Consider the following 25695-nt stretch of genomic DNA (forward strand, 5'->3'; position numbering starts at 1 on the left):
ATCGGCGTCCCGCCTCTGCCCCCGGGCGGGACGCCATCCCTTTCAGGACTGCGCCATGACCGACATTGCCCGCGCTGCGATCGCACATGAGCCGGCCGGACTTTCGGCTAACCGATCGCTGCTCATCGCGGTGATCGGCTTCCTGACTCTGGTCGACCTTTTCGCCACCCAGGCAATCCTGCCCAGCTTGGCGCAATCCTACGGGGTCACACCGGCCCAGATCGGCCTGGCAGCCAACGCCAGCACGCTCGGCATGGCGATCTCCGGGCTTCTCGTCGGCGTGTTCAGCGCGAATATCGAGCGCAAGCGCGCGATCGCGCTCAGCCTGCTCGTACTATCCTTGCCGACGGCGATGCTCGCCTTCGCTCCCAACCTTACTGTCTTCGCGATCCTGCGAGTGGTGCAGGGCCTATTCATGGCCGCGGCCTTTACATTGACGCTGACGCACCTTGCGGAACGTTGCGAAGTCCGGACTGCGCACGCGCTTGCCGCCTATGTAACGGGGGTCGTCGCGAGCAACCTCATCGGACGCCTGACCGCCGCCTTCGTCGCGAGCCTGGTCGGCGCCGAGCACAGCTTCCTTTTCTTCGCGCTGCTGAACATCGCGGGCGCGTCTCTGGTCACCGTGGCCCTGCATCGGAACGCACCCGAGCCGATGGATCGCAAGGGCCGTTTCTGGAACGCATGGCTCGAGCATCTGTCCGACCCCGCGCTGCGCCGCACGTTCGCGATCGGATTCCTGATCCTGTTCGGCTTCATCGGAATCTTCACCTACGTCGGCTTCGTTCTGATGCGCCCGCCGCATGCGCTGTCGATGGCCGCGCTGGGCTTGGTCTTCCTCGTCTTCCTGCCCTCGATGATCACAACGCCAATGGCCGGATCCACGGTGCGCCGGATCGGCCCCGGCCCCGCAGCGGCGGGCAGCCTCGCCGTCGCGCTCGTCGGCCTCGCGCTGGTGCTCCTGCCAAGCCTCTATTCGGTCATCGCGGGACTGACTCTCGTCGGCGTAGGGACGTTCTTTGCACAGGCTGTCGCGACCGGGCATGTCGGACGCATCGCCCGAGGAGACAAGGCGGCCGCCAGCGGTCTTTACCTCTCTTCCTATTATTGCGGCGGCCTCGCCGGCGCAGCGGTGATTGGCCAGTTGTTCGACCGCCTCGGATGGACCGCGGCAGTTGCGGGCGTGTTCGCGGCGTTGGCCCTGGCCGCGTTGCTGGGGTCCAAGCTTGTCAGACCGGAAGGTGCGTAATGAGTGAGCGTTACCGTCGTGGCGTGGAGATTATGCAGCAATTGTCGTCAGGCTCGCTCGAGCAGTTCCTGACGAGCCGGGTTGCGGAAGTGGCGCCCGATTTTGCGCGGATGGCGATCGAATTCCCTTTCGGCGACCTCTACTCGCGAGCCGACCTCGGCATGCGTGACCGCGAGATCGTCGCGATCGCTGCGCTCGCAACGCTCGGGCACGGCGGCCCGCAGCTGCGACACCATGTCGCAGCAGCGACCAAGCTTGGCATCTCCAAGGCGGAAATCGTGGAGATCCTGATGCAATCCGCCGTCTACGGCGGATTCCCGGCGGCGCTGAATGCCTTAGCCGACTGCCATGATCTGCTGCTGGAGGGAGATCGCGTCTGCCCCGGCGGCTGCCATTCGTGACGCCGGCCAAGGATATCGCCGAGCCTCCTGCACGAACGCTCCGACCGCCGGCGAATAGGGACGGCCTCGCACTGTCGTGAGATAGATCGTCCGGGTGAAGCTCGGCTCGACCAAAGGCCGGACCACGAGATCGGGATCGGTCACGCTGAATTCCGGGAAGAAACCGAGTCCGAGGCCGGCCTTGATCATCCCCTGCACCCAATCGTCGCGGGGCGAGCTGAAGACCTGTTGCAGATAGATGTTGCGAGCGAACAGCTCCTTCCGAACCGGCTCGAACACCTCGCAATTGGAGCGGCTGACATATGGCTCTTTGTCCAGCTCGGCGGCGCGGACCGGGTTGTGCGCAACCAGCCGATGGTTCGGCGGAAGAACGATTACAAACCGTTCCTCGAAGATCGGAAGCTGATGCAGGGTCGGCGGCAGCTCGTCCGGGACGCCGACAATGGCAACCTCGAGGTCGCCTTTCTCCAGCAATTCGATCATCTGGGGGGCGCCGGTATCGATGATCCGCACTTCCACGCCCGGATGCTGTGCCTGGAATCGAACGAGCAAATCGGAGACCAATTGGGGACCGATCGTGCACATGGTGCCAATCGTGAGTGTCGCCTGCTCGAGCTTTTTTACTGCCTTGGCCTGGTCGCGCGCTGCCCGGCAGCTTTCCTCGACCGTCTTCAGGTAGGGCAGCATCATCCGTCCGAGCTCGGACAGGTGTGTGTTCCCGCGTTCGCGATGGAATAGCGGGCCGCCCAGCTCGTGCTCCAGCTGCTGGATTGCCCGAGTGAGCGCGGGCTGGCTGACGTTGCACTGCTCGGCAGCGCGCGTGAAGTTCAGCGTACCCGCGAGGGCGACGAAATACCGAACCTGCTGCATTTCCATGAGCGCGTTCCCCTCGGGGTTCGAGGCGTGGATTACTTACACGCCCGCAACGACAGGCGCCAGCAGATCGGGCATGCCCGGTAGGCATTGATCCGATACGCTGGCCTACCAGCGCAAAAGCTGCTGCCCGGCTGCCATCCCCGCCAAAGACGCCAGGAGAGCACCAGGCGTATACGCCGCGAGTAGGAAGCAGGCAGTCGTTTCCGGGCAATAAAGCGCATAGGCGAAGGCGGCGGCCGCTCCAGCGCTCAGGCCGACGAGCAGACCTGCGACGGCGGGCCGCGTCGGCGCCATTTCGCGATAAGCCCAAAAGCCGGCGACGAGGACCGGAATGCTTCCGAGCACGATAGCCGTCAGACAGGTGATGAATGTCGTTCCGAAAAATAACTCACCCCAGGCATCCCGTGGCGTCGAGCTAATTTCCAGCGCCGCAAGAATGGCGAGGACCAAGAACGGCGCCGCAATCAGGGACAGCCGGAAGGCAATCCGTTTGCCTGGCCTGCCCGCCGCGATCGAGGCGAGCACCGAGAAGACGGTGAATGTCAGCGTGAAACCAAACTTTACCGCGAACGGAAGGAGGCCGGTTTCACGCACGGCAGCAAATGGCGGGCCGAGCGCCAGCACAAGGCCGACCAGCGCAATGGCCCAGCCGGTGAGGAGCGCGGCTGCAAGGCGCATCGGAGGCCGCTCGCGGGGCCAGGGGCTTTCGGCCAATCCGGCGATGAGATCGTCAGTTCGCATGTCCGCCGCCCTTGATGGTCGCCATGAGCCGTCCGAGGCCGCGGTGTACATTGACCTTGACCGAAGGCTCGCTCTGGCCGGTCAGTTCGGAGGTCTCGCGCACCGAATACCCCTCAATGCGCGTCAATCGAATTGCGGCGACCTGGTTGGGAGTCAGTCTGGCGAGCAGGCTCTCCAGGTCGATCTCGGCGAGTATCGCGGCGAAAGCGTCCCCGCCCTCCAACTCGAAAGCGTCATCGTCCACCGGGACTTCGAATTTGCGCCTGTCGCGACGCAGAAAGTCGATCAGCCGATAGCGCGCGATCCCGTGCAGCCACGCGGTGAATGGAAGCGACTGGTCGTAGGTTGCCCGCTTGCGATGAATCGCAATCAGCGTTTCCTGCACGAGATCCTCCACGTCATGCTCGCGACCGGCAAGGCGACGCCCAAAATAGGAACGTAGCCGGACGGAGCAGAGGCGGAGCAATGTCTGATACGCCTCGGATTGGCCGCTCATGCTCGCGATCATCAGCGCGCGCAGCTTGGCTTCGAGCAGATCCGCCTCGTCATGCTGCTTCATTCGACCGCTCCGAGCTCGCGGTTACAGCACCAGCCGGACAACCATGAAAGATTTTTTCTCCGGTCCGTAACGCATCACGCTCCCCTGCCGAATGAGCGGGACATGGCCGCATTCGACGCGGTCATGGGCTGAATGCATCGAGATTATGCCGAAGGGGCATTTCATCTCCGACGCTCCAACCGCGATCATGACGCCCGGGAAACCGCCACTGAACTGGAAGGAAAAGGACATGAAGAAGTTCGCTACGATCGTCACCGCCACGGCGCTCAGCGCGTTCGCGGCCACCGCAGCGGTCGCCTCGCCGGTCAAGCCGCAGCCGACCAAGGACAAGTGCTTCGGCATTTCGCTTGCCGGCAAGAACGACTGCGCCGCGGGCGCCGGCACGACCTGCGCCGGCACGTCCAAGAAGGACTACCAGGGCAACGCCTGGAAATATGTCGCCAAGGGCACCTGCGCGTCAATTAAGACTCCAAAGGGCGTCGGCTCGCTGAAGCCGATCGCACGGTAACGCCATGACTCCCACCGCCGGCCTTGGATTCAAGCCGCAGCACTTCAGCGATGCGATGGCATCGCCGGCGGTGGGACTTTGGTTCGAGGTTCATGCCGAGAACTACATGGTCGATGGCGGGCCGCGCCTGGCCATGCTCGAAGAGCTTCGCCGCGACCGTCCCCTGTCACTTCACGGCGTAGGCCTTTCACTCGGGAACGCTGCCGAACCGGATCGCGATCATCTCGCGGCCTTGAAGCGCTTGGTCGATCGGTTCGAGCCGGCGCTGGTCTCGGAACACCTTGCCTGGTCGCGCTTCGAGGGCCGGAGCTTCCCCGACCTCCTGCCTCTGCCGCGGACGAACGAGGTGCTTGCCCGCCTCAGCGCCAACATCGGCCAGGTACAGGACGCGCTCGGGCGCGAGATCCTGATCGAGAATCCCACCCATTATCTGCCGCTAAGCCAGCATCGCTGGAGCGAGACCAGCTTCCTTCGCGAGCTCGCCCGTCGCAGCGGCTGCAAGTTGCTCATCGACGTGAACAACGTCGCAGTCGGCGCGAACAATATCGGTTTCGATGCCGCGAGCTGGTTGCTCGACATACCCGCCAAGCTCGTCGGCGAGATACACCTTGCCGGTCACAGCCACGACGCAGGCGGCACCTTGCTCATCGACAGTCATGACGAGCCGGTCAGCGAGCTTGTCTGGTCCCTTTACGAAGACTTCATCGGTCGCATCGGGGCCCGCCCTACGCTGATCGAGCGGGACGGCAATGTCCCATCCTTCGACGAGCTGCTTCGCGAGCGCGACCGCGCTCAGGCCGTCCTCGACGGAGGGCTCCGCCTTGCTGCCTGACCTGATCGCCTTCCAGCGCCAGTTCGTGGCAGCGATCGACCGTCCGGCAACCGGGCCGCTCGCCGTCTACCGTAATACTGTGATCCACGGTGCGGTCGAGGCCCTGCGATCCAATTACCCGGTCGTCGAACAGATCGTCGGCGAGGAAATGTTCGAAGCAATCGCCGTCGAATATTCGACTGCCCACCCGCCGAAATCACCCGTGCTCGCCCTCTATGGAGACGAGTTCGCCGATTGGATTTCCGAGCAGCCCTGGATCGCCGATCTTTCCTATTTGACCGACGTCGCCCGAGTCGAACGCCTGCACGTCGAATCGCTGATGGCGGCGGACGAAGAGCCGCTTGTTGCCGCCGGCAATCTCGAACTTTCCTGCCTTCGGCTGAACCTCCATCCCGCGGTCAGGTTCAACTGGCTGCAAACGCCCGCGATGAGCATCTGGCTCGCCCACCAGCGCCCGCTGCCGTCGACCATCGAGCCCGAATGGAAGCCTGAGGGCGCATTGTTCGCGCGGCCCTCGCCATTCGAAATGCACACGCCTCGAATCGGCGCGGCGGCTCACCGGATTCTGTTCGGGATCCGGCTCGGCGAGCACGTCGGCCAAAGCCTTGCCGCCGCCGCCCGGCTCTACCCCGACGAAAACGGCGAGGCGATCTTCGTCTCGCTCCTCAACCTGGGCGTGTTCGCCCAACCCTTACCTGGAAGGAATTAAGAATGGCAACGCAAGCTTCCGCACCGGTGTGGCGCAGACCCTACGATTTCTTCGCCAGCACTTCGGAGCAACTCCTCCCGATGTCGCTGCTCTTGCTTGTCCAGAGGCTGGGCATAGCCGCAGTCTTCTTCATGTCGGGCCGAACCAAGGTGGACGGGCTGCTGACGGTGAACGACACCGCATTCGAGCTCTTTCGAACCGATTATGCCCTGCCGCTAATCCCGCCGGAAGCTGCCGCCTACGCCGCGACCTATTCCGAGCATCTTTTCCCCATTCTGCTTACGCTTGGCCTGTTCACCCGGTTCAGCGCGACTGCACTTCTCGTCATGACCTTGGTCATCGAGATTTTCGTCTATCCCGACGCGTGGCCGACGCATCTCAGCTGGGCGGGGCTTCTCCTTCCGCTCATTGCGCTCGGTGGCGGCAAATTGTCGCTGGATCGTCTTTTGAAACTGCCCTGAACGGCGTTAGGGACGCCTTGCATGACCCAGCAAGACAAGACCTCCGCCTTCAGGGCGCTGCATAAGCACGGTTCGCCCCTGATCCTGTTCAATGCCTGGGATGCGGGAAGTGCGCAGGCCGTCGCGAAGGCCGGAGCCGCCGCGATCGCGACAGGAAGCTGGTCGATCGCCGCCGCGAACGGGTTCCCCGATGGCGAGAAGGTGGATCGAAACCTCCATCTCGACACGATCCGACGGATTGCGCAGGCAGTCGATCTGCCGCTGACTGCCGACCTCGAGAGCGGATTCAGCGCGGATGCGGCCGGCGTAGGCGCGACGGTTCGCCTTGCGATCGAAGCGGGCGCCATCGGCTGCAACTTGGAGGACAGCAATCCCGCCGACGCGAGTCTGAGGCCGGCCGATGAAGCCGCGGCCCGGTACGAAGCAGCGCGCCGCTCGGCCGATCAGGCCTGTCCCGGCTTCTTCGTCAATGCGCGCACCGACGTCTTCTTCCAGAAGCCCTCGGAGGAGCACTCCATGGCGATGGTCGAGGAGGCGCTCGAGCGCGGCCGCGCTTATGCTGCTGCCGGAGCCGACGGCCTTTTCGTCCCGTTTGTCACCAACCTCGACCTGATCCGCGAGCTGGCGGCCGGTTCGCCGTTGCCGCTCAACGTGATGCGCATGTCGACCACGCCGTCGATCGCCGATCTGACCGACGTGGGCGTCGCCCGGATCAGTCACGGACCCTATCCCTATCTGGTCGCGATGGGAGCGCTGGAAACCGCCGCGCGAGAACTGGCCTGATCCCTTGACGCCGGCTTCCTTATCTCGGGAGGCACCTTGTTGGTCTTGTGTCCGAAAGGAGTTGAGATGGGCATTAGCGGGGAAGCAAAAAGGCCCCGCGATTGCTCACGAGGCCTTTTCGATTTCAGTTAGTCTGACTGGCTAGACGCTTAGTCCTCGTCGTTTCCGCCGGTCAGGAACGCGGGTGCGAACTCGGGTGCATTGCCTTCGTTCTCGCCGCCTTCGCGCTCCCGGCGCGGGCCGCGGTCGCCACGGCCTTCGCCCCGCGGTCCGCGGTCGTCGCGCGGGCCCCGGTCACGGTCGCCGCGCGGGCCACGGGGACCACGGTCGTCGCGTCCGCCGCGATCACGTCCGCCGCCACGATGACGATCGCCACGGTCACCGCGCGGGCCACGGTCGCCGCCTTCGCGCGGCTCCCTCGGCGGGCGGGTGTCCGGAAGCTCTTCGCCAGTCTCCTGGTCAACGAGGCGCATCGACAGGCGAACCTTGCCGCGCTGGTCGACCTCGAGCAGCTTGACCTTCACTTCCTGGCCTTCGGTCAGGACGTCGCGGACGTTCTCGACACGCTCGTTCTTGATTTCCGAGACGTGCACGAGGCCGTCCTTGCCCGGCATGAAGGTGACGAACGCGCCGAAGTCGACGAGGCTCGCGACCTTGCCGGTGTAGATCGTGCCCGGCTCCGGCTCCGCGACGATGCCGCGGATCCAGTTGCGGGCGGCCTCGATCTTGGCCGGGTCCGAAGACGCGATCTTGATCGTGCCGTCGTCGTCGATGTCGACCTTGGCGCCGGTCTCCGCGACGATTTCGCGGATGACCTTGCCGCCGGTGCCGATGACTTCGCGGATCTTGTCCTTCGGGATAGACATGGTCTCGATGCGCGGCGCGTGAGCCGACAGCTCTTCGCGCGTGTGATCGAGGGCCTTCGCCATTTCGCCGAGAATGTGAGCACGGCCGTCCTTCGCCTGGGCGAGAGCGGTCTTCATAATCTCCTCGGTGATGCCGGCGACCTTGATGTCCATCTGGAGCGAGGTGACGCCTTCCGACGTGCCCGCGACCTTGAAGTCCATGTCGCCGAGGTGGTCTTCGTCACCTAGGATGTCGCTGATCACCGCGAAGTCCTTGCCTTCAAGGATCAGGCCCATGGCGATGCCCGCGACCGGACGCTTGAGCGGAACGCCCGCGTCCATCAGGGCAAGCGAGGCGCCGCAGACCGTCGCCATCGACGAGGAGCCGTTGCTCTCCGTGATGTCGGACAGGACGCGGATGGTGTACGGGAACTCCTCAACGCTCGGCAGCATCGGGTGGATTGCCCGCCATGCGAGCTTGCCGTGGCCGACTTCGCGACGGCCCGGAGCGCCGAAACGTCCGACCTCGCCGACCGAATAGGGCGGGAAGTTATAGTGCAGCATGAAGCGCTGGTAGGAGAGACCTTCCAGGCCATCGATCATCTGCTCGGCTTCCTTGGTGCCCAGCGTTGTGGTCACGATCGCCTGGGTCTCGCCGCGCGTGAACAGGGCGGAGCCGTGCGTGCGCGGAAGGAAATGGACCATCGCCTCGATCGGGCGGACCGTCTTGGTGTCGCGGCCGTCGATGCGGCGGCCTTCCTTGAGGATCGCCGTGCGGACGATGTCGGCCTCGAGGCCCTTGACTGCCTTGCCGGCAATCAGCTGCTCCTGCGGGTCCGCTTCGGCGAAGGCTTCCTTGGCCTTTTCGCGGGCGGCGTTGAGTGCAGCCGAGCGCTCCGACTTGTTGGTCAGGCGGTAGGCGGCGTCGATGTCGGCTCCGACGAGCTTCTTGAGCTTGTCCTTAACCGCGGCCTTGTCGTCGCTCTGCGCGAGCTCCCACGGATCCTTCGCGGCCTTCTCGGCCAGATCGATGATGAGGTTGCAGATCTTCTGGCTGGCGGCGTGGCCGAACATGACGGCGCCGAGCATCTGCTCTTCGCTTAGTTCCTTGGCCTCGGACTCCACCATCATCACGGCGTTCGGAGTGCCGGCCATGACGAGATCGAGCTGACCTTCGGCGATCTGCGCCTGGGTCGGGTTGAGGATGTACTCCCCGTCAACGAAGCCGACGCGGGCGGCGCCGATCGGGCCCATGAAGGGCACGCCGGAAATCGTCAGCGCGGTCGAAGCGGCGATCATCGCGAGGACGTCGGGCTCGTTCTCGCCGTCGTAGGAAAGGACCTGCGCGATCACGAGGACTTCGTTGTAGAAGCCTTCGGGGAAGAGCGGGCGGATCGGGCGGTCGATCAGGCGGCTGGTCAGCGTTTCCTTTTCGGTCGCTCCACGCTCACGCTTGAAGAAGCCGCCCGGGATACGGCCGGCGGCGGAAAACTTCTCCTGGTAGTGGACGGTCAGCGGGAAGAAGTCCTGCCCCGGCTTGACCGACTTTGCGGCGGTGACCGCGCAAAGCACCACGGTTTCGCCGAGGGTCGCGATGACCGCGCCGTCGGCCTGGCGGGCAACATGGCCCGTTTCGAGCTTCAGCGTCTTGCCGCCGATCTCGGTTTCAACAGTATGAATTTTGAACATTTATCGTCCCTTCACCCGGCGGCCGGATGCCTGCCGGGGTCATCATTTTCGCGAACTAGCCGGTTCACGGTCGGTCGGGGCGTTCGTTCCTGCCCCATGAACGCCCCACCGAAATGCGGGACTTTCAAAACGTAAGCGGCCCCGGAATGGGGCCGCTGAGTGAGTTACTTGCGGAGGCCGAGCTTCGCGATCAGGTCCGTGTAACGCTGTGCGTCCTTGCCACGGAGATAATCGAGGAGCGAGCGGCGCTGGTTGACCATCATGAGTAGGCCGCGGCGCGAATGGTTGTCCTTGGCGTGGCCCTTGAAGTGCTGGGTCAAATTGTTGATGCGTTCCGTGAGGATCGCGACCTGGACTTCGGGAGAACCGGTGTCGCCCGAACCGCGGGCATGTTCCTTGATCAGCGCTTCCTTGCGCTCTGCGGTAATCGACATCGTCTTTACTCCTGTCTCTAGATGTTGAACCCCCGGACGACCTTCAGGCCGTCGGCCGTTGCTTCAACGAGAGCGACCGGGCGTCCGCCCTCTGTCGCCAGTTGAAGCCCCGGCTTTTCGGGGAAACCGATCAGGCGCTGTCCGAAGCGGAGCAGTTGTGCCTGGTCGGGAGTGATGGGGAGGGCCGGGATGTCGTCCAGCGCCGCTTCCAGCGGAAGTACCGCCCCAATCAGCCGCCGCGCCTTAGCGGCTTCGGCAAGAAAGTCCAGTGAAATGGCCTTTTCGAGCCCGAACGGGCCGGCCCGCGTCCTCCTTAACATGGTGACGTGGCCGACCGTGTTCAATGCGTGGGCGAAGTCCCGGGCGAGGGAGCGGATGTAGGTGCCTTTCGATACGTGCGCGTGGAAGGTCGCGCTGTCGGGCGTGGTTTCTTGGAGCCTGAGCTCGAAAATGGTGACCTTGCGCGGCTTGAGTTCGACCTGTTCGCCAGCGCGGGCGCGGGCGTAAGCCGCCTTCCCTTCCACTTTCAGCGCGGAGTAGGCCGGTGGAATCTGGTCGATCTCGCCGGTGAAGGCTCCGATGACGGTCTCGATCTGGTCGCGGGACGGACGGACGGCGCTCGTCTCGACAATTTGCCCTTCCCTGTCGAGCGTGTCGGTCTCCTCGCCGAACTTGACCGTGAACTCATACGCCTTGCTCGCGTCCAGCATTCGTCCGCACAGCTTGGTGGCTTCGCCGATAGCTATCGGGAGCACGCCGCTGGCGAGCGGATCGAGCGTGCCGCCGTGACCGACCTTGTGCTTGGGTTCTCCCGCATCGCGAAGCGCGCGCTTTACCTTCGACACGGCCTGCGTCGAGCCAAGCCCGACCGGCTTGTCGAGCACGATCCAGCCGTTGATCACTGGGAGCGAGGAAGGCCGAGGCTGAGCTGGCGCGCCCGGCTCTCGTTCAGCCGCTCGAAGAAATGCTTGCGGCAAAGGGCGATGTAGCGGTCGTTTCCGCCGATCTCTGTCTGTTGGCCGCGGACGATCGCGTGGCCCTCCTCGTCGACCCGCAGATTCATCGTCGCCTTGCGCCCGCATTCGCAAACGGCCTTCAGTTCGACGAGTGTATCCGCCAGAGCAAGCAGCGCCGCCGATCCGGGAAAAAGCTTGGCCTGGAAGTCGGTACGCAGCCCGTAGCAGAGCACTGGGATGTTCAGCTGGTCGGCGACTTCGCAGAGTTGCAGCACGTGCGGTTGCGACAGGAATTGCGCTTCGTCGATCAGGATGCAGTCGAGCTTGCGCTTTCTCAATTCATTGCTGATCGCGACGAAGAGATCGCTACTTTCGTCAAAGGTGTGTGCTGCGGCCGACAGGGCGATGCGGGAGCCGATCGCGCCGACACCCAGCCGGTCGTCGACCGCCGCGGTCCACAGCATCGTTTCCATCCCGCGCTCGCGGTAATTGAAGTCGGCCTGAAGCAGCGTCGTCGATTTCCCCGCATTCATTGCCGCATAATAGAAATAGAGCTTGGCCATCGGTCAGCAGGTCCCGTCCGCGCTGGCGACTTTGAAACCGCCGATGCGGACGGCATCGGCGTTCTGTTGCCATTGCTCGAACGACGGGCGGGCGTTCGGCGGCAGGGTGCAGGATCGCGCGACCGAAGCCTTGCCGCCCGACAGAAGCTCCGCGCGGTAGGTGTAGGCAATCGCGCTGTTGTTGGTGACAGTCATGGCCGTACCGAGCATGGGCCGCACCGAAACCTTGATCTGGCCCTTCGGAATCCTCGCGGACGGGGCGACGCGGCGAGCGTGCGCCGGTTCTCCCTTCTTGACCGTGAAGATCCAGGTCTCACCGGTACGGACCGTCAGGCCGGCCGCCTGAACGGGAACGGCGGCGAGGAGGAGAAGTGCGGCGACAAGCTTCATAACGGCCACTCTTCCTTGAGAATCGCGAACAGGACGGTGTCGCGGACGTGGCCAGTCCAGGTGATGCGGTCAGCGCGGAGCACTCCTTCCCGGACAGCACCGAGCTTCTTCATCGCCGCCAGACTGCGCTCGTTGCGAGCGTCGACGCGAAACTCGACGCGGCGCATCCCACTGTCGAACGCGCGTTTGAGCATCATGTCCTTCACGCGGCGGTTGAAACCGCTGCCGCGCAGGTGCGGCCGATAATAGGTGCCGCCGATCTCGAGGCATTGGCGGTTATCATCGATACCGAGGAAGCTCGACATTCCGGCAAGTTCGTCGCCTTCGAAAAGAACGAAGGTCCGGTTGCGCGGGCTGGACCGGTAGAGCGCGATGCTCTCGTCGAAACCGTCCGGCCCGAAATTGTTGGCGTAGATCGCCCAGATTTCGCGGTCCTCCGCGCAGGCGGCTTTGAGCGTTTCAAGGCGTTCGTCGGTGACCAGCTCGGCCCGGCAGCCGTCGCCGGTCATGGGCGCATCGAGGCCGTCGATCATTCTTCGTTGAGGTCCTGCGCGACGTGCCCCGACCGGAGGATGCGGTCGATGTGCGTGCCTTCGTCGAAGCTCTCGTCGGCTTTGAACTTGAGCTTCGCCGCATATTTCTTCCGGACGCGATGGGCGACCTCGCGCTGGAGGAAGGCGGTGTTCTGGCGAAGCGCCTTCAGCACCGCTTCTTCGTCTTGACCGAGCAGCGGCTTCACGAACACGGTCGCATGCCGAAGGTCCGGCGACATGCGCACCTCGGTGACGCTGACGAGGTGCGACTGAAGCACATCGTCATGCACGTCACCGCGCTGGAGCAATTCGCTCAAAATGTGGCGCACCTGCTCGCCAACGCGAAGCAGGCGTACGGAGCGGCCCTCTGCAGTTTCCTGACGGCGCATTCGTTATAGCGTCCGTGCGCGCTCCTCGACCTCGAAGACTTCGAGCGCGTCACCCGGCTTGATGTCATTCGTATCCGCCAGAAGCACGCCGCACTCGAGGCCCGAAGTGACTTCCGCAACGTCGTCCTTGAAACGCCGAAGCGAGCTGATCGTCGTCTTCGACACGATGACGTCCTCGCGCGTGAGGCGTGCGTTGAGGCCCTTGCGGATAACGCCTTCGAGGACGAGCAGGCCGGCAGCCTTGTCCCGCTTGCCTGCTGGGAAGACTTCCTGGACCTTCGCGCGGCCGACGACCGTTTCGATGATCTCCGGACCAAGCTCGCCGGCCATCGCACCCTTAACCCAGTCGGTCAGGTGATAGATGACGTCGTAGTAGCGGAACTCGACCTTGGTGCGGTTCGCGACTTCGCGAGCCTTGGCGTTCGGACGGACGTTGAAGCCGATGATCGGCGCGCCGCTCGCGCTGGCCAATGTCACGTCGCTTTCGGTGATCGCGCCGACGCCCGAGTTGAGGATGCGCACGCGTACCTCGTCGGTCGACAGGCGGTTGAGCGCATTGACGATCGCTTCGACCGATCCCTGCACGTCCGCCTTGATGACCAACGGTACTTCCGCAATCGTCGAAGCGTGCGCCGAGAACATGTTCTCGATGCTGACCGGTGCAGCGGTCGTCCGCTTCTTGTCGAGGACGCTCTTGCGGTAGTCCGCGACTTCGCGGGCGCGAGCCTCGTTCTCGACGACGGTGAACGGATCGCCGGCCGCGGGAACCGCCGACAGGCCGAGAACTTCGACCGGGAATGACGGACCAGCTTCCTTAACCTGCCGTCCGTGATCGTCGACGAGCGCGCGCACCTTGCCGCTCGATGCACCGGCGACGAACACGTCACCGACACGCAGCGTGCCGCGCTGGACAAGGACGGTCGCGAGCGGGCCGCGGCCCTTGTCGAGCTTCGCTTCGATTACGGTGCCTTCGGCTGCACGGTCCGGGTTGGCCTTCAGCTCCAGGATCTCCGCCTGCAGCTGGATGGCCTCGAGTAATTTGTCGAGGTTGGTCTTCTTCGTCGCGGAGACTTCCACATCCTGAACCTCGCCGCCCATGTCCTCGACGATGATCTCGTGCTGCAGAAGCTCCTCGCGGACCTTCTGCGGCTTGGCTTCGGGCTTATCGATCTTGTTGATCGCGACGATCATCGGGACGCCTGCGGCCTTGGTGTGATTGATCGCCTCGATCGTCTGCGGGCGAAGGCCGTCGTCGGCCGCAACCACCAGAATGACGATATCGGTGACGTTCGCACCGCGAGCGCGCATTTCCGAAAAGGCTTCGTGGCCCGGGGTGTCGAGGAAGGTGACCTTTGACTTGTCGGGCAACTGCACCTGATAGGCGCCGATGTGCTGCGTGATGCCGCCGGCCTCGCCCGACTGGACGGAGGCGCCGCGGATGGCGTCGAGCAAAGACGTCTTTCCGTGATCGACGTGACCCATGATCGTGACGACCGGGGGACGCGGCTTGAGCGTATCCTCCGGATCAACGTCGACCGTCGTGTCGATATCGACATCGGCGTCGCTGACACGGTTGATGCGGTGACCGAACTCCTCGATCAGCAGCTCGGCCGTATCCTGGTCGATCGTCTCGGTGATCGTGACGGGCGTGCCCATCTTGAAGAGGGCCTTGACCAAATCGGCGCCGCGCTCACCCATGCGCTTGGCGAGTTCCTGGACGGTAATCGCCTCGGGAACGTCCACGTCGCGATACTGCTTTGCGGCGGGACCGGACTGTTGATGGGCACGCTTTTCCTTCTCGCGGGCACGACGCAGCGCAGCCAGCGAACGGGCGCGGCTGTCATCCTCACCCGAAAGGGCGCGAGTGACGGTCAGCTTGCCATGGTGACGGCGGTCGTCGCCGCGGCCGCGGCTCGGACGAGCGGGCTCGGGACGGCGCGGCGCCGGGGCATGACCGCCGGCCGGACGGCGAGCGCCACGATCTTCGCTTTCTTCCTCGATGACAGGCTCGGGCTCCGGAGCGGCGGCCGCCTCAGCAGCAGCGCGAGCTTCTTCCTCGGCCTGGACGCGCGCCTGCTCGATCGCAGCCTCTTCGGCCTTGCGATTGTCTTCGGCGCGGCGCTTTTCGTCTTCGCTTTGCTCGGTGCGCTTGCGATCATCGCGACGGCGAGCTTCCTCCAGCGACGCGAGGCGCGCTTCCTCGGCCTCGCGAAGGAGGCGGGTCTGCATCTCCTTGCGCGCCGTAATGTCGTCGATGGGTGCGGTGCGCTTCGGCTGCGGAGCCGGGGCAGCGGGCTTCGGCGCCGGCTTGGGCGCTTCGGCGACGGGTTCCGGCTTCGGAGCCTCGGCGGGGGGAGCCTCGCCCGGACGTCCGAGGATCCGGCGCTTCTTGACCTCCACCACGACGGTGTTCGAGCGGCCGTGGCTGAAGCTCTGCTTGACCTTGCCGGTCTCGACCGTGCGCTTGAGGCCCAGCGGCGGCCGGGTTCCAAGCTTCGGCTTGTCGGTCTGGTCTGTCATCCTATTCCTTCGTCAAATCTGCGTCAGCCGAGCCGGGGCCAGAAGCGGGGTCGCCGCCCTCTAGACCCGCACGGGGATCAATGAAAGCGCGCCACCGGGAAAGCGCGTGGAGAACACGCGCTGCGGCGGCACGATCGGTCAGCGCGATATGTACCACATTCTCGCGCCCCAAGGCCATCGACAAGATGGTGCGTTCCTCGGGAAATAGAAGACCTTGGCCACCGCTGTTGGCAACGGTTTCCGGGTCTGAGCCAACTCGCCAGGCCTGGTCGAGCTTCCTGCGCCCGTCCTCGCCCGCGTCCGACGCATGGATCAACAGATGGACGCTACCGTTGCGGGCAGCGGTCTCAACGCGATCGGCGCCGTTGATCAGATTGCCCGAACGAGCCTCCATACCTAGCCGGTCGAGCGTTGCCTGGCGCAGGGCCTGGGCGATAAGTTCGCCAAGGTCGTCGGGCACTTTCACGTCGTTCGTCTTGAACGCGCGCTGGAGTGCGCCCTTCAGTCTCCCCTTGGCAATGGCCTCATCGAGCTCGGAGCGCGACACTCCAATCCATGCGCCACGACCCGGAGCTCGGGCGCGGACGTCCGGTGCAACCGTGCCGTCAGGACCGAGCGCAAGCCGAATCAGCTCCTCCCGCGACGCGGTTCGCCGCGAGAGGATGCAGGTGCGCTCCGGAACGTGCGCTTCTAGCGGATCATTGCGAGGATTCCGCATCGGCGGCCTCCTCGGTCTTCGGCTCGTCCTCGAACCAGTGGGCGCGAGCGGCCATGATGATCTCGTTGCCCTGCTCTTCGGTCAGCGAATAGTCGGCCAGGAGTCCGCCCTTGTCCTCGGCGCGCTTCGGCGCGTTCTCGGCGCGGCGGCGCGGCTCCTGCCGCTTCTTCTGGATCAGCTCGTCGGTCGCGAGATCGGCGAGATCATCGAGCGTCTTGATGCCCGCCTTGCCCAGCGTCACCAGCATCTGCTCGGTGAGGTGCGGAAGCTCGGCCAGAGCATCCTCGACGCCAAGGGCACGGCGCTCCTCGCGCGAAGCGGCTTCGCGGCGCTCGAGCGCTTCGGCAGCGCGGCTCTGAAGCTCGCCGGCGATTTCGTCGTCGAGGCCCTCGATCGACGCAATCTCGTCGAGCGTGACGTAGGCGACTTCCTCGAGGCTGGTGAAGCCTTCGGCGACCAGCAGCTGCGAAAGCGTCTCGTCGACGTCGAGCTCGCTCTGGAACATCTCGGTGCGTTCCATGAACTCGCGCTGTCGCTTCTCGCTCGCATCAGCCTCGGTGAGGATGTCGATCTGCGAAGATGTCAGCTGGCTGGCTAGGCGAACGTTCTGGCCGCGGCGACCGATCGCCAGGCTGAGCTGGTCGTCGGGAACCACGACCTCGATACGGCTCTCTTCCTCGTCGATGACGACGCGGCTGACCGTCGCCGGTTGTAGCGCGTTGACGACGAAGGTCGCGAGGTCGTCCGACCATGGAATGATGTCGATCTTCTCGCCCTGGAGTTCCTGGACGACCGCCTGAACGCGGCTGCCCTTCATGCCGACACAGGCGCCGACCGGGTCGATCGAGCTGTCGTGGCTGATAACGCCGATCTTGGCTCGGCTGCCCGGGTCGCGGGCGGCGGCCTTGATCTCGATGATGCTGTCGTAAATCTCCGGCACTTCCTGTGCGAACAGCTTCTTCATGAAGTCCGGGTGAGCGCGCGACAGGAAGATTTGCGGGCCGCGGGCTTCGCGGCTGACACGAAGGATCAGCGAACGGATGCGGTCGCCGACGCGAACCATTTCGCGCGGGATCTGCTGGTCGCGGCGGATAACGCCTTCGGCGCGGCCGAGATCAACGACAACGTGGCCGAACTCGACGCGCTTGACGACGCCGGTGATGACCTCGCCGACGCGGTCCTTGAACTCTTCATGCTGGCGCTCGCGCTCGGCGTCGCGGACCTTCTGGAAGATCACCTGCTTGGCGGCCTGGGCAGCGATGCGGCCGAACTCTATCGGCGGCAGCGGATCGACGATGAAGTCGCCAATGGCTGCATCCTTTTGCAGCTTCTGGGCGCCCTTCGGGTCGATCTGCTTGAAATGATCCTCGACTTCTTCGACGACTTCGAGGACGCGCCACAGACGAAGGTCGCCGGTCTCGCCGTCGAGCTTTGCGCGAATATCGTTCTCGGCGCCGTAGCGGGCACGGGCGGCGCGCTGGATCGCGTCTTCCATCGCCTCGATGACGATGCCGCGATCGATCAGCTTCTCACGGGCAACCGCGTCGGCAATTGCGAGCAGCTCGGCCTTGTTCGCTGATGCGACGGGCGGGGCGGCAGTGGCCATGTGTTAGTCCTCTACAGTCTGGATGGTGTCGGCGCCCTCGGTGCTGAGCGGCGCGGTTGCGTTGATGAGCTTGTCGGTCAGCAGGAGCTTGGCCGAGTGAATTGATGCGAAGGGAACTATATAGTCGTTTCCGTCCTTGCCGGTGACATGGACTGTTCCGCCTTCGCCCGTCCCCGCGAGAGTACCGGAGAATTGCTTGCGACCGTTGAGCGGTTCCGCGAGCGATACGCGTGCCTCGTGTCCCTTCCAGTCGTCGTAATCGGCGAGCCGGGTCAGCGGACGGTCTATGCCGGGCGAGCTGACCTCGAGCCGGTAGCCCCCTTCGATGAGATCGCGGCCTTCCGCTTCCATCGCGTCGAGCTTTTCGGACAGCCGCCGCGAAATCTTCTCGCAGTCACTGAGGTCGAGCTGACGAGTGCTCGGATTCTCGGCCATGATCTGAAGAGTCGGGTCGGAACGCCCGCCCACGAGCGCGACGCGCACGAGCCGATAGCCGAGGCTCTCCACCTCGGGCTCCAGCAAAGCGTTCAATTCGGCGATGTCCGTCATGCGACCTTCAAATCCAAAAATCTCTCGGACCGGAGCCGTGGGGCCCCAGCCTCAGGCATCTAACGATGTCGAGGAGAGGAGTGCGATATAGGCTTGAACAATTAGCTTCGCAAGCTGGCCAGGGCGCGGTTTTCCGCCCGTATTCGGACCGCGAGAATGATCGCGTTCAACAGGCTGAAAACGAGTGCAATTCGCCAGAGGCCGAAGACCATGGGCAGGACGGCGATTTCCAGGGTCACGATGAGATAGTTCGGGTGCCTGAGGAAACGATAGGGGCCGGTCCGGACAAGTGGCGCGCCGGGCATCACGATGATACGCGTCGTCCATCGACCCCCCAAAGTGGCGATCACCCACACGCGTCCGAGCTGGAGCAGTGCGAACAGGACGAGCAGTGCAAAGTCGATCGGCTGCCCTGGCGCCCACCACCAGAGTGCCGCGATCCAGATCATGTGCAGACCGACGATGAACGCATAGTGGTCGCGGCCGAATTCGACAGCACCCTCGGAGAGCAGCTTCCTGCTGTTGCTGTCGGCGAGCCGGAGTTCGATGAGCCTTTGCAGGGTTACGAATCCGAGAATGACTACCGCCAGCCAGAGCGGGCTCATCAGGCGGCTTCCAACAGGAGTCCGGCGCAGGTGAAACCTGGCCCGAAGGCTGTCATTAGCACTCGGTCCGGAAGTCCCTGCTTCAGCAGACGATCGAGCACGAACATCACGGTCGGCGCACTCATATTGCCGAAATCGCGAAGCACCTCGCGCTCGATGTTGAGCTCGCCCTGATTGAGATGCAGAGCCGTCTCGATCGCGTCGATCACCTTCACTCCGCCGGGATGGCAGCACAGGCGGTCAATGTCGCTGCGGTCGATGCCAAGCTTGGCGCACATCTCGTCGACGGTGCTTGCGAGATTCTTTTCGATAAACGGCGGGATCGCGCGATCGAACACAACGGCCAGACCCGGGTCTTCGACATCCCAGCCCATGATCCTGAGCGTATCGGGAAAGAGCTTCTCGGCGCCCCCCATGATCCGGGCGATGCTGTGCTCGCCGCTGGTGACGACGGCTGCGGCCGCTCCGTCACCGAACAGGGCAGTCGCGACCACCGCAGCGGGGTCGTCGCTGTCGAGGCGAATGGAGATGGAGCAGGTCTCGACGGTCACGAACAGCCAGTTCGTCCCCGGCTCCGAGGCGGCAAGCCGCGAGGTCGTCGCTAGGCCGTTCACCCCGCCCGCGCAGCCGAGGCCGAACATCGGGACCCGGCGGACGTCATCCCGAAACCCCATGAGCGGTCCCACGCGCGCCTCAAGGCTCGGAGTCGCGATTCCGGTGGTGGAAACGGTGACGACGCCGTCGATCTGTTCGGGCGCCAGCCCTGCTTTCTCTATCGCATCGCTCGCTGCCTCGACGAACAAGCTCTCGGCGGCTTCCAGATAGACGGCATTGCGATCATGCCAGCCGTGGGCGGACATGTACCATTCCTGCGGAGCAACGATGTGGCGCCGGGCAATGCCGGCATTGTCGAAGACCCCCGCGAGGCGGTCAAACAAGGCCTTCTTCCCACCGAAGGCTTCGCGGGCACACGCCTTCGCGTCTTGTTGCTCGATTACGTGCGGTGGGACCGCAGTCGCGAGAGAGAGTAAGCTGCATTGTTGCATCGGCTTGGGCCTTCCGGCTTATATCATCAGTCACGCCGCACAAGCCGAATGCTTAAGAGGCAACTGGCCCGCCCGAGGGCGAGGCGGGCCAGCCTTGGCCGGTCACTACTGACCAGGCCCCTTGAAGCAGGCAATGTCGTATTGCGAAACGGACGCGGTGTTCTTGTTGTTGATGCCGTCCTGATTGCCAGCATAGTGCGAACCGGAAACGCTGTCCTCCTGGAAGGGGGACCCAGGACCAGGCTCCCGGCCCGACTGGCTAGGAGGTGTGCCGCCCTCGTCGCATTCGAGGCCGTTCTCGCCTCCCACTTGCTGACCCGTTTCATGGTTCGGTGAAATGCTGCCGGGGGCCGGTGGGGCCGGAACCGCAGCGGACGGCAGCGCGATTGCCGTCGCGGCAAAGAGACAGAATGTTCGTCTCATGATCGAAGCTCCTTGTTCTGCCCCCGCTCAGGAACGACACACGCCGACAGCGATGCTCGGATGAGCGGATCGCCGTCACAGCAGTGCGTTAGTGCGCCCAGGCGACCAAAGGGTTCAATCGGCTGTCAAAGAGGACAGCTGAGACCCACGATGAGCGCATTCCGGTCGTGGTATCGGCCCCGGTAAAAATCCTTTCCCGGTCCGCCGCCTGACCAGATCAGATGGAGGGAGACGCCACCGAACTCGCGGGCGGCGCCGACGCGCCAGTCATATTGCACATCCGGACTTTCGCTTTCGTCGTTGTAGCTGATCGGAAACAGCGCACCGAAATGCCCGTTCAGGTGGAGCTTCCGAAAGGGCGTAACGTTAGCGTCCACCTCTCCGTAAAGCGTGCTTGCGCCATGCTCGAAGTAATGCGGCGCAAAGGTGATACGAGACGACAGGAACTTGTGGGTCACGCCGGCGTAGAGTTCGGTGTAGGAACTCCCCGACGCTCTGGCCGCGTATTTCGCGTAGGCGGCATGCACAACGCCGGCATCCAGGACCAAGCCGGACGAAAGCCGCTTCGCGTAACCGCCGTTCAATACCAATCCCAACGGCCGGACCGAGTCCTCCCCTCCCATGACCACAGCCGCCGACAGGCCTCCGTAAAGCCCTCCAGGATAATCATAAGACAAGTCGAGGCTCGCGACCGGGCGACCGGCACTCAGCGAATAGCCGCGGAATCTGGCCTCGCTGAAGACTGACACTGTAGCCCCGATCTCTGCCGCTGCAGGCATAGAGAGACAGAGGCCAATTACTGAGGCGAGAAGATAGGTTCCGGTCCGACTGGCTCTAACGATCGAGCTGCGCGGTCGCGACGCGGGAAGGCGCGCAGCTGCACTCACAGCCGCTCGCTGCACGAAGGACCGAGGCGCAGGCATCGATTGCGCCTCCATTCGAGATAAGTGCCAATGCGGAAGACGGATGCCGCTGTCTCATCAGGGCGACCAAACCGCTGACGTGCGCTGCGGCGTACGAGCTTCCATTGACGAGAAACCATCGTCCTCCCGGCTCGGTCGTTGGCACGTCCTGCCCGGGCGCAGTGTAAACCGCGCCCTGCGAACGCGCCATTAGCGTGTTTGAGACAGCGATCACCCCGCGCACGGACGCGGGAAATCCACCGTTCGGCCGGTCCTTGTCGACGGCGGCAACGATTGCGAGACCGCGCGAAAGCCCGACATCGATAAGCTCGTGAATGAGCCGGTCCTCGGGTCCGCTGAGGCTGAGGTTGATCACGTCGGCCTTCTGGTCGATCGCGAAATAGAGCGCTTTCACGAGGCTGAAGCTGTCGCAGACCGTAGGACTTTCGAATGATCGGCCGGACTGCCAGCACGCGCGAAGACCAAGGATGTGCGCCTGAGGTGCTACCCCCGCGATGCCAAGCCCATTGTCGGCCTTGGCGGCGATAATGCCCGCGACGCCAGTGCCGTGCATCTCTGCCACCGACTGCCTGCCCGCTACGAAGTTTCGGTTGACCAGCAACTGTCCGGTGAGATCCGGGTGACCGGAGTCGATCCCGCTGTCGATGACGGCCACGCGCATGCCCCGGCCGGTCGCAAGCTCGTGCAGGTCGGCGAGATGCCACGCACGTGCTGCCGGCTGCACCGGATAAAGCGGGTCGTTGTGCGTGGCCGGCTCTGCCTCGGTCCGATAGAGCCCGACGGGCTGCGCCCAGGAGACCGCGGAATCCTTTGAGACCTGCTCGACGGCCGAAGCAGGCGTCCGGTCTTCAGGAACCTCCATGACGAAGCAGTCGAGGCCCATCATCGGCATCGGCCAGTCATCGACGAGGGTAAGACCGTAATTGCGCGCGATCCGCCGGGCGAGCCGCTGGCGCGCACTGCGAGCGAGCTCATCGCCATATCCGCCGCCGTAGACGCCGTTTGGACGATAATGATCGGGAGCATGCCGGACCATGACCAGGATCTGGCGCTCGGGACCGGCGGCCGCGCTGCCTCTAGCCATCGCCGGCACGGCTAAGAACACGAAGACGAGTGCCGCGCAGAGCGCGAGCAGGCCGCGAAGGGCCAGACGAAGCGTCATCGCGTGGCCTCGTCGATCGGCTCCGCCATCATCACATCATCGTCGGCCTGGAGCTTCTCCAGCGCAGCGGGGCGCTTCCCGGCCGGCACGTGCAGCAGATAGGCATCCGCGGCGGTCGGGCCGCCTACTAGAGATGCGCCGCTTGCCTTCAGCGTGTCGCGCATATCGCCTACAGTCGCTTCAGGGCGGAACAGGATGATGACGTTCGCTGATGGCGGCGCTTGAGATGAACCGAGCGCTTCGTAGGCGGGAGTAGTGAAGTACGGAACGATTGCCGCGGCCACCGCAAGAAGCGCCAGTTGCGCTGTCGCAAGCGCCGCCACTGCAGGTCGGGTGAGGAGGCGCCAAAGGTCAGTCGCGAAATCCCCGACTGATGTACGGGGCCTTGAGACCGGTGCTTCGATTCGCCCGCGAAGCCGGGCCCAACCGGAGTCGACCTCGGGCGAAACGGTCTGGAATCCGTCGATGAGCTTGCGTTCGACGGTCAACTGTCTCTGGCATCGCGCGCATGTCGAAAGATGGGCCTCGACCATCGACCGGTCGACTGCGTCAAGTTGGCCGGTCGCGTACCACGGCAGCAACTCTTCCGCCTGCTCGTGGGGATCGCTGACGGGATGTTCAGAGTTCATGCCGTCCTCCCTAAACCCAGTCCGAGACTGAGCCTGGCATCGCCTGCCTCAGGCGGCGCCGGGCATGGAACATCCGGGTTTTCACCGTATCGACCGGGCAGTCCATGACCTCGGCGATCTCGCGATAGCCCAAGCCATGAAAGTAGGTGAGATCGACCACTGCGCGATGATCCGCCGACAAGGATCGCATTGCAGCGGCCAAGGCTTCGCGGAGCCGGCTGTGCTGGAGTGACTGGTGGGGATTGGGATCGTGGCTCGCCTGGCCGAGGTCCGGCTCTTCCTCGACCGGGTCGGGCCAGCGCGCCCTCGCCTTGATCGCCTTGCGATAGGCAATCGAGAAGATCCAGGTGGACAATCTACTTGTCCCCCTGAAGCTTTGAGCCGTTTCCCAAACCACCATCATCGTATCGTCGAGCACCTCTTCCACGAGCTGCGGGCGCTGGACGAGATTGCTCAGGAATCGCGTCAGCCGCGGCTGATAAATCCGGTACAGCTTCTCGAACGCAGCCAAGTCCCGGTTGCTGACGCGACTGATCAGCTCCCGTTCGTCCGGCGCGCCTGGTCGGGATACGGTCCGCGGGCGACTGGTCGCCCTGTCTACACTCACCTGCGCACCCTCCCGGCTGTCATGGGTGCCTCCGTGCGGGAGAAAGGTTCACTTTCATCGCGATGAATGGAACTATCGGCTTTCAATCGCAATTGCGATCAATCCAGTGAAAGAGCGCCGAATGCGTTTCCGCTTAATGCAATCCTTGGCGTTCCTTGCTCTTGCGGCATGCGGGACCTCTCCGGGACAGTCTTCCGGGCAACAGGCTTCCTCTGACAGGCCGTTCACAGTTTCGGAGGTGACGCGCTTCGATTCTCCCTGGGCCATGGACTTTTTGCCGGGCAGCGGCGTTCGCACGACCAATCTCGCCCTGGTCACCGAAAAGGGCGGCAGGCTCTGGCTTCTCGACACGGCCACGGGGCGGAAGCAGCAGGTCTCTGGGGTTCCGTCGGTGCATGTCGCGGGCCAGGGTGGGCTCGGCGATGTGGTCGCGCATCCCGGTTTTGCGGGAAACCAGCGCATTTATCTGAGCTATGTCGAACCGGGTCCGAACGGGACCAGCGGCGCCGTAATCGGCTACGGGCGACTGATTCTCGGTCAGGGCGAGCCGCGGATCGAAGAGTTCAAAATCATCTGGCGCCAGTCGCCGAAAGTGGCCGGAAACGGCCATTTCTCGCATCGCATCACCTTCGCCCCCGATGGGACCATGTTCATCTCGTCCGGCGAACGGCAGAAGTTCGATCCGGCGCAGGACCAGAACAGCGACCTGGGCAAGATCATCCACATGACCGACGAAGGCCAGCGCATCGGCGGCCATCATTACACGATGGGCCATCGCAACGTGCTCGGCCTCTCGTTTGCACCCGACGGGCGACTGTGGGCGTCCGAGATGGGACCGCAGGGCGGGGACGAGGTGAACCTCATCCTCCCCGGCAGGAATTACGGCTGGCCGCGCGTTTCCTATGGCTCGCACTACGGCGGGGCTGATATACCCAACAATCACAAGAGCCGGGGCTTCGAAGAGCCTAAGGTCTGGTGGAACCCATCGGTCTCACCGGGCGCCTTGATGATCTACACTGGTGACCTGTTCCCGCAGTGGAAGGGCGACGCCTTGATCGGTGCGCTTTCGGGCCAGGCGTTCATTCGGGTCGACATCGACGGCGACCGGGCGCGCAAGGCGGATCAATGGGACATGGGTGAGCGAATCCGCGCGGTCGACCAGGGAGCGGGCGGTGAGGTTTATCTTCTGGAAGATGGACCGGGCGGACGCCTGCTGAAGCTGACGCCCACCCGGCGGTAACTGCTTACTGGGCGACCGGAACCTCGAGCTTCTGCTCGACGGCCGGCTCATCCTTCGGTTGCGGCACGGTGCGGAGGTACGGCTTCAGCGTCTTCCAACCGCCCGGGAATTTCTCGCGAGCCGCCTCGTCGGACAACGACGGCACGATGATGCAGTCCTCGCCCTGCTTCCAGTTCACCGGCGTCGCGACCGAATGCTTTGCCGTGATCTGGATGGAATCGAGCAGTCGAAGAACCTCGTCGAAGTTACGCCCGGAGCTCATCGGATAGATGAGCATCGCCTTGATGAGCTTGTCGGGCCCGACGATGTAGACCGTGCGGACGGTCGCATTGGTTGCCGCGGTCCGGCCCTCCGACGTCTCGCCGGCGTCGGCGGGAAGCATGTTGTAAAGCTTGGCGACCTTGAGGTCGTGGTCGCCGATCATCGGGAAGTTCACGTCGTTGCCGGTGACGTCCTTGATGTCGCGCGCCCAGCCTTCGTGATCGCCGACCTTGTCGACCGAAAGGCCGATGACCTTGGTGTTGCGCTTGGCGAACTCGTCGGCCAGCCCGGCCATGTAGCCCAGCTCGGTCGTGCAGACCGGCGTGTAGTCCTTCGGATGGGAGAACAGGATGGCATAGCTGTCGCCGATCCAGTCATGGAATCGGATGGGGCCCTGCGTCGTTTCTGCCGTGAAATCCGGCGCGACGCTGCCAATGGATAGGGTCATTGATGCCTCCCGATGAGTCGTGACGGCAAGTCCCATACTC

31 protein-coding genes are annotated in these 25695 nt (G+C 64.0%); 8 read left to right on the forward strand and 23 right to left on the reverse strand.

All coding sequences use genetic code 11. The annotated features are described in order from the left end of the window. Positions 1-55 precede the first annotated feature (55 nt). Positions 56-1249 (forward strand): MFS transporter, encoded by a 1194-nt coding sequence (locus ACMC5O_RS10150; RefSeq protein WP_426692799.1) that lies wholly within the window; start codon positions 56-58, stop codon positions 1247-1249. After that, positions 1249-1650 carry a carboxymuconolactone decarboxylase family protein gene (locus tag ACMC5O_RS10155; protein WP_187708882.1) on the forward strand — a complete coding sequence of 134 codons (402 nt, stop codon included), beginning with the start codon at positions 1249-1251 and terminating at the stop codon, positions 1648-1650. The genes ACMC5O_RS10150 and ACMC5O_RS10155 overlap by 1 nt, the downstream gene beginning before the upstream one ends. Here ACMC5O_RS10155 and ACMC5O_RS10160 read toward each other — a convergent pair. From ACMC5O_RS10160 to ACMC5O_RS10175, 4 genes are all read right to left on the reverse strand, one after another. Continuing rightward, on the reverse strand, positions 1585-2526 hold the full coding sequence (locus ACMC5O_RS10160; protein ID WP_426692800.1) for a LysR family transcriptional regulator: 942 nt from the start codon (positions 2524-2526) through the stop codon (positions 1585-1587). The two genes, ACMC5O_RS10155 and ACMC5O_RS10160, sit on opposite strands and share 66 nt — an antisense overlap. A gap of 105 nt (positions 2527-2631) precedes the next feature. Further along, positions 2632-3267, reverse strand: a complete 636-nt coding sequence (locus tag ACMC5O_RS10165) for an NrsF family protein (RefSeq protein ID WP_187708880.1) — start codon at positions 3265-3267, stop codon at positions 2632-2634. After that, complete coding sequence (locus tag ACMC5O_RS10170) at positions 3257-3826, reverse strand: sigma-70 family RNA polymerase sigma factor (RefSeq protein WP_246444318.1); 570 nt, start codon at positions 3824-3826, stop codon at positions 3257-3259. The genes ACMC5O_RS10165 and ACMC5O_RS10170 overlap by 11 nt, the downstream gene beginning before the upstream one ends. Before the next feature lie 21 nt (positions 3827-3847). Further along, positions 3848-4057: a hypothetical protein gene (locus ACMC5O_RS10175; protein ID WP_222949878.1), complete on the reverse strand. Its 210-nt coding sequence runs from the start codon at positions 4055-4057 to the stop codon at positions 3848-3850. Here ACMC5O_RS10175 and ACMC5O_RS10180 point away from each other — a divergent pair. The 5 genes from ACMC5O_RS10180 to ACMC5O_RS10200 all read left to right on the forward strand — a co-directional run bounded on the left by ACMC5O_RS10180 (position 4056) and on the right by ACMC5O_RS10200 (position 7119). Then, positions 4056-4334, forward strand: coding sequence for a BufA1 family periplasmic bufferin-type metallophore (locus ACMC5O_RS10180; protein WP_187709815.1), 279 nt, complete (start codon positions 4056-4058; stop codon positions 4332-4334). The genes ACMC5O_RS10175 and ACMC5O_RS10180 overlap by 2 nt on opposite strands. A gap of 4 nt (positions 4335-4338) precedes the next feature. Then, a complete protein-coding gene (locus tag ACMC5O_RS10185; protein WP_426692801.1) occupies positions 4339-5166 on the forward strand; it encodes a DUF692 domain-containing protein in 828 nt (275 codons plus the stop codon). Next, positions 5156-5875, forward strand: coding sequence for a DNA-binding domain-containing protein (locus tag ACMC5O_RS10190; protein ID WP_187708879.1), 720 nt, complete (start codon positions 5156-5158; stop codon positions 5873-5875). The genes ACMC5O_RS10185 and ACMC5O_RS10190 overlap by 11 nt, the downstream gene beginning before the upstream one ends. Positions 5876-5955: 80 nt before the next feature. Then, positions 5956-6336: a DoxX family protein gene (locus tag ACMC5O_RS10195; protein WP_246444666.1), complete on the forward strand. Its 381-nt coding sequence runs from the start codon at positions 5956-5958 to the stop codon at positions 6334-6336. Between the two features lie 21 nt (positions 6337-6357). Further along, positions 6358-7119 (forward strand): isocitrate lyase/PEP mutase family protein, encoded by a 762-nt coding sequence (locus ACMC5O_RS10200; RefSeq protein ID WP_187708877.1) that lies wholly within the window; start codon positions 6358-6360, stop codon positions 7117-7119. Positions 7120-7268: 149 nt separating this feature from the next. Here the strand turns inward: ACMC5O_RS10200 and pnp are convergent, their stop codons facing one another. The 18 genes from pnp to ACMC5O_RS10290 form a co-directional block, all read right to left on the reverse strand. Continuing rightward, positions 7269-9653: a polyribonucleotide nucleotidyltransferase gene (gene pnp / locus ACMC5O_RS10205; protein ID WP_187708876.1), complete on the reverse strand. Its 2385-nt coding sequence runs from the start codon at positions 9651-9653 to the stop codon at positions 7269-7271. A 164-nt stretch (positions 9654-9817) separates the two neighbouring features. Then, on the reverse strand, positions 9818-10087 hold the full coding sequence (gene rpsO, locus ACMC5O_RS10210; protein ID WP_187708875.1) for a 30S ribosomal protein S15: 270 nt from the start codon (positions 10085-10087) through the stop codon (positions 9818-9820). A 17-nt stretch (positions 10088-10104) separates the two neighbouring features. Further along, entirely contained in the window at positions 10105-10986 is an 882-nt protein-coding gene (gene truB, locus ACMC5O_RS10215; RefSeq protein WP_187709814.1) for a tRNA pseudouridine(55) synthase TruB, read from the reverse strand. Further along, positions 10986-11606: a thymidine kinase gene (locus ACMC5O_RS10220; RefSeq protein ID WP_187708874.1), complete on the reverse strand. Its 621-nt coding sequence runs from the start codon at positions 11604-11606 to the stop codon at positions 10986-10988. The genes truB and ACMC5O_RS10220 overlap by 1 nt, the downstream gene beginning before the upstream one ends. A gap of 3 nt (positions 11607-11609) precedes the next feature. Further along, entirely contained in the window at positions 11610-11996 is a 387-nt protein-coding gene (locus ACMC5O_RS10225) for a hypothetical protein (protein WP_426692802.1), read from the reverse strand. Next, positions 11993-12529 (reverse strand): GNAT family N-acetyltransferase, encoded by a 537-nt coding sequence (locus ACMC5O_RS10230; RefSeq protein WP_187708872.1) that lies wholly within the window; start codon positions 12527-12529, stop codon positions 11993-11995. Before ACMC5O_RS10230 ends, ACMC5O_RS10225 begins: the two co-directional genes overlap by 4 nt. Beyond that, positions 12526-12918 carry a 30S ribosome-binding factor RbfA gene (gene rbfA, locus ACMC5O_RS10235; RefSeq protein WP_187708871.1) on the reverse strand — a complete coding sequence of 131 codons (393 nt, stop codon included), beginning with the start codon at positions 12916-12918 and terminating at the stop codon, positions 12526-12528. Before rbfA ends, ACMC5O_RS10230 begins: the two co-directional genes overlap by 4 nt. 3 nt (positions 12919-12921) lie before the next feature. Further along, on the reverse strand, positions 12922-15438 hold the full coding sequence (gene infB, locus ACMC5O_RS10240; protein WP_426692803.1) for a translation initiation factor IF-2: 2517 nt from the start codon (positions 15436-15438) through the stop codon (positions 12922-12924). A gap of 1 nt (position 15439) precedes the next feature. Beyond that, positions 15440-16156: a DUF448 domain-containing protein gene (locus ACMC5O_RS10245; protein WP_187708870.1), complete on the reverse strand. Its 717-nt coding sequence runs from the start codon at positions 16154-16156 to the stop codon at positions 15440-15442. Beyond that, the gene (gene nusA, locus ACMC5O_RS10250; RefSeq protein ID WP_426692804.1) at positions 16137-17762 is read right to left on the reverse strand and encodes a transcription termination factor NusA; all 1626 of its coding nucleotides are present in this window, start codon (positions 17760-17762) and stop codon (positions 16137-16139) included. Before nusA ends, ACMC5O_RS10245 begins: the two co-directional genes overlap by 20 nt. Positions 17763-17765: 3 nt before the next feature. Continuing rightward, complete coding sequence (gene rimP / locus ACMC5O_RS10255; protein ID WP_426692805.1) at positions 17766-18311, reverse strand: ribosome maturation protein RimP; 546 nt, start codon at positions 18309-18311, stop codon at positions 17766-17768. A gap of 101 nt (positions 18312-18412) precedes the next feature. Beyond that, a complete protein-coding gene (locus ACMC5O_RS10260; protein ID WP_187708869.1) occupies positions 18413-18916 on the reverse strand; it encodes an isoprenylcysteine carboxyl methyltransferase family protein in 504 nt (167 codons plus the stop codon). Continuing rightward, complete coding sequence (locus tag ACMC5O_RS10265) at positions 18916-19962, reverse strand: type III polyketide synthase (protein WP_187708868.1); 1047 nt, start codon at positions 19960-19962, stop codon at positions 18916-18918. The genes ACMC5O_RS10260 and ACMC5O_RS10265 overlap by 1 nt, the downstream gene beginning before the upstream one ends. Before the next feature lie 105 nt (positions 19963-20067). Next, positions 20068-20385: a hypothetical protein gene (locus ACMC5O_RS10270; protein ID WP_187708867.1), complete on the reverse strand. Its 318-nt coding sequence runs from the start codon at positions 20383-20385 to the stop codon at positions 20068-20070. 125 nt (positions 20386-20510) lie between these two features. Beyond that, entirely contained in the window at positions 20511-21323 is an 813-nt protein-coding gene (locus tag ACMC5O_RS10275) for a TorF family putative porin (RefSeq protein WP_426692806.1), read from the reverse strand. Further along, positions 21220-22470 carry a S8 family peptidase gene (locus ACMC5O_RS10280; protein ID WP_187708865.1) on the reverse strand — a complete coding sequence of 417 codons (1251 nt, stop codon included), beginning with the start codon at positions 22468-22470 and terminating at the stop codon, positions 21220-21222. The genes ACMC5O_RS10275 and ACMC5O_RS10280 overlap by 104 nt, the downstream gene beginning before the upstream one ends. Beyond that, positions 22467-23099 (reverse strand): zf-HC2 domain-containing protein, encoded by a 633-nt coding sequence (locus ACMC5O_RS10285; RefSeq protein ID WP_187708864.1) that lies wholly within the window; start codon positions 23097-23099, stop codon positions 22467-22469. The genes ACMC5O_RS10280 and ACMC5O_RS10285 overlap by 4 nt, the downstream gene beginning before the upstream one ends. Positions 23100-23109: 10 nt before the next feature. Next, entirely contained in the window at positions 23110-23706 is a 597-nt protein-coding gene (locus ACMC5O_RS10290; RefSeq protein ID WP_426692807.1) for an RNA polymerase sigma factor, read from the reverse strand. Positions 23707-23842: 136 nt separating this feature from the next. On the opposite strand from ACMC5O_RS10290, the gene ACMC5O_RS10295 reads away from it, so the two are divergent. Continuing rightward, complete coding sequence (locus ACMC5O_RS10295) at positions 23843-24946, forward strand: PQQ-dependent sugar dehydrogenase (RefSeq protein WP_426693526.1); 1104 nt, start codon at positions 23843-23845, stop codon at positions 24944-24946. Positions 24947-24950: 4 nt separating this feature from the next. Here ACMC5O_RS10295 and ACMC5O_RS10300 read toward each other — a convergent pair whose 3' ends face one another. Continuing rightward, a complete protein-coding gene (locus tag ACMC5O_RS10300; RefSeq protein ID WP_187708863.1) occupies positions 24951-25655 on the reverse strand; it encodes a peroxiredoxin in 705 nt (234 codons plus the stop codon). Positions 25656-25695 lie beyond the last annotated feature (40 nt).

Origin of the sequence: Sphingomonas sediminicola (assembly GCF_049991885.1) — a bacterium.
Taxonomy (GTDB): Bacteria; Pseudomonadota; Alphaproteobacteria; order Sphingomonadales; family Sphingomonadaceae; genus Sphingomicrobium; species Sphingomicrobium sediminicola.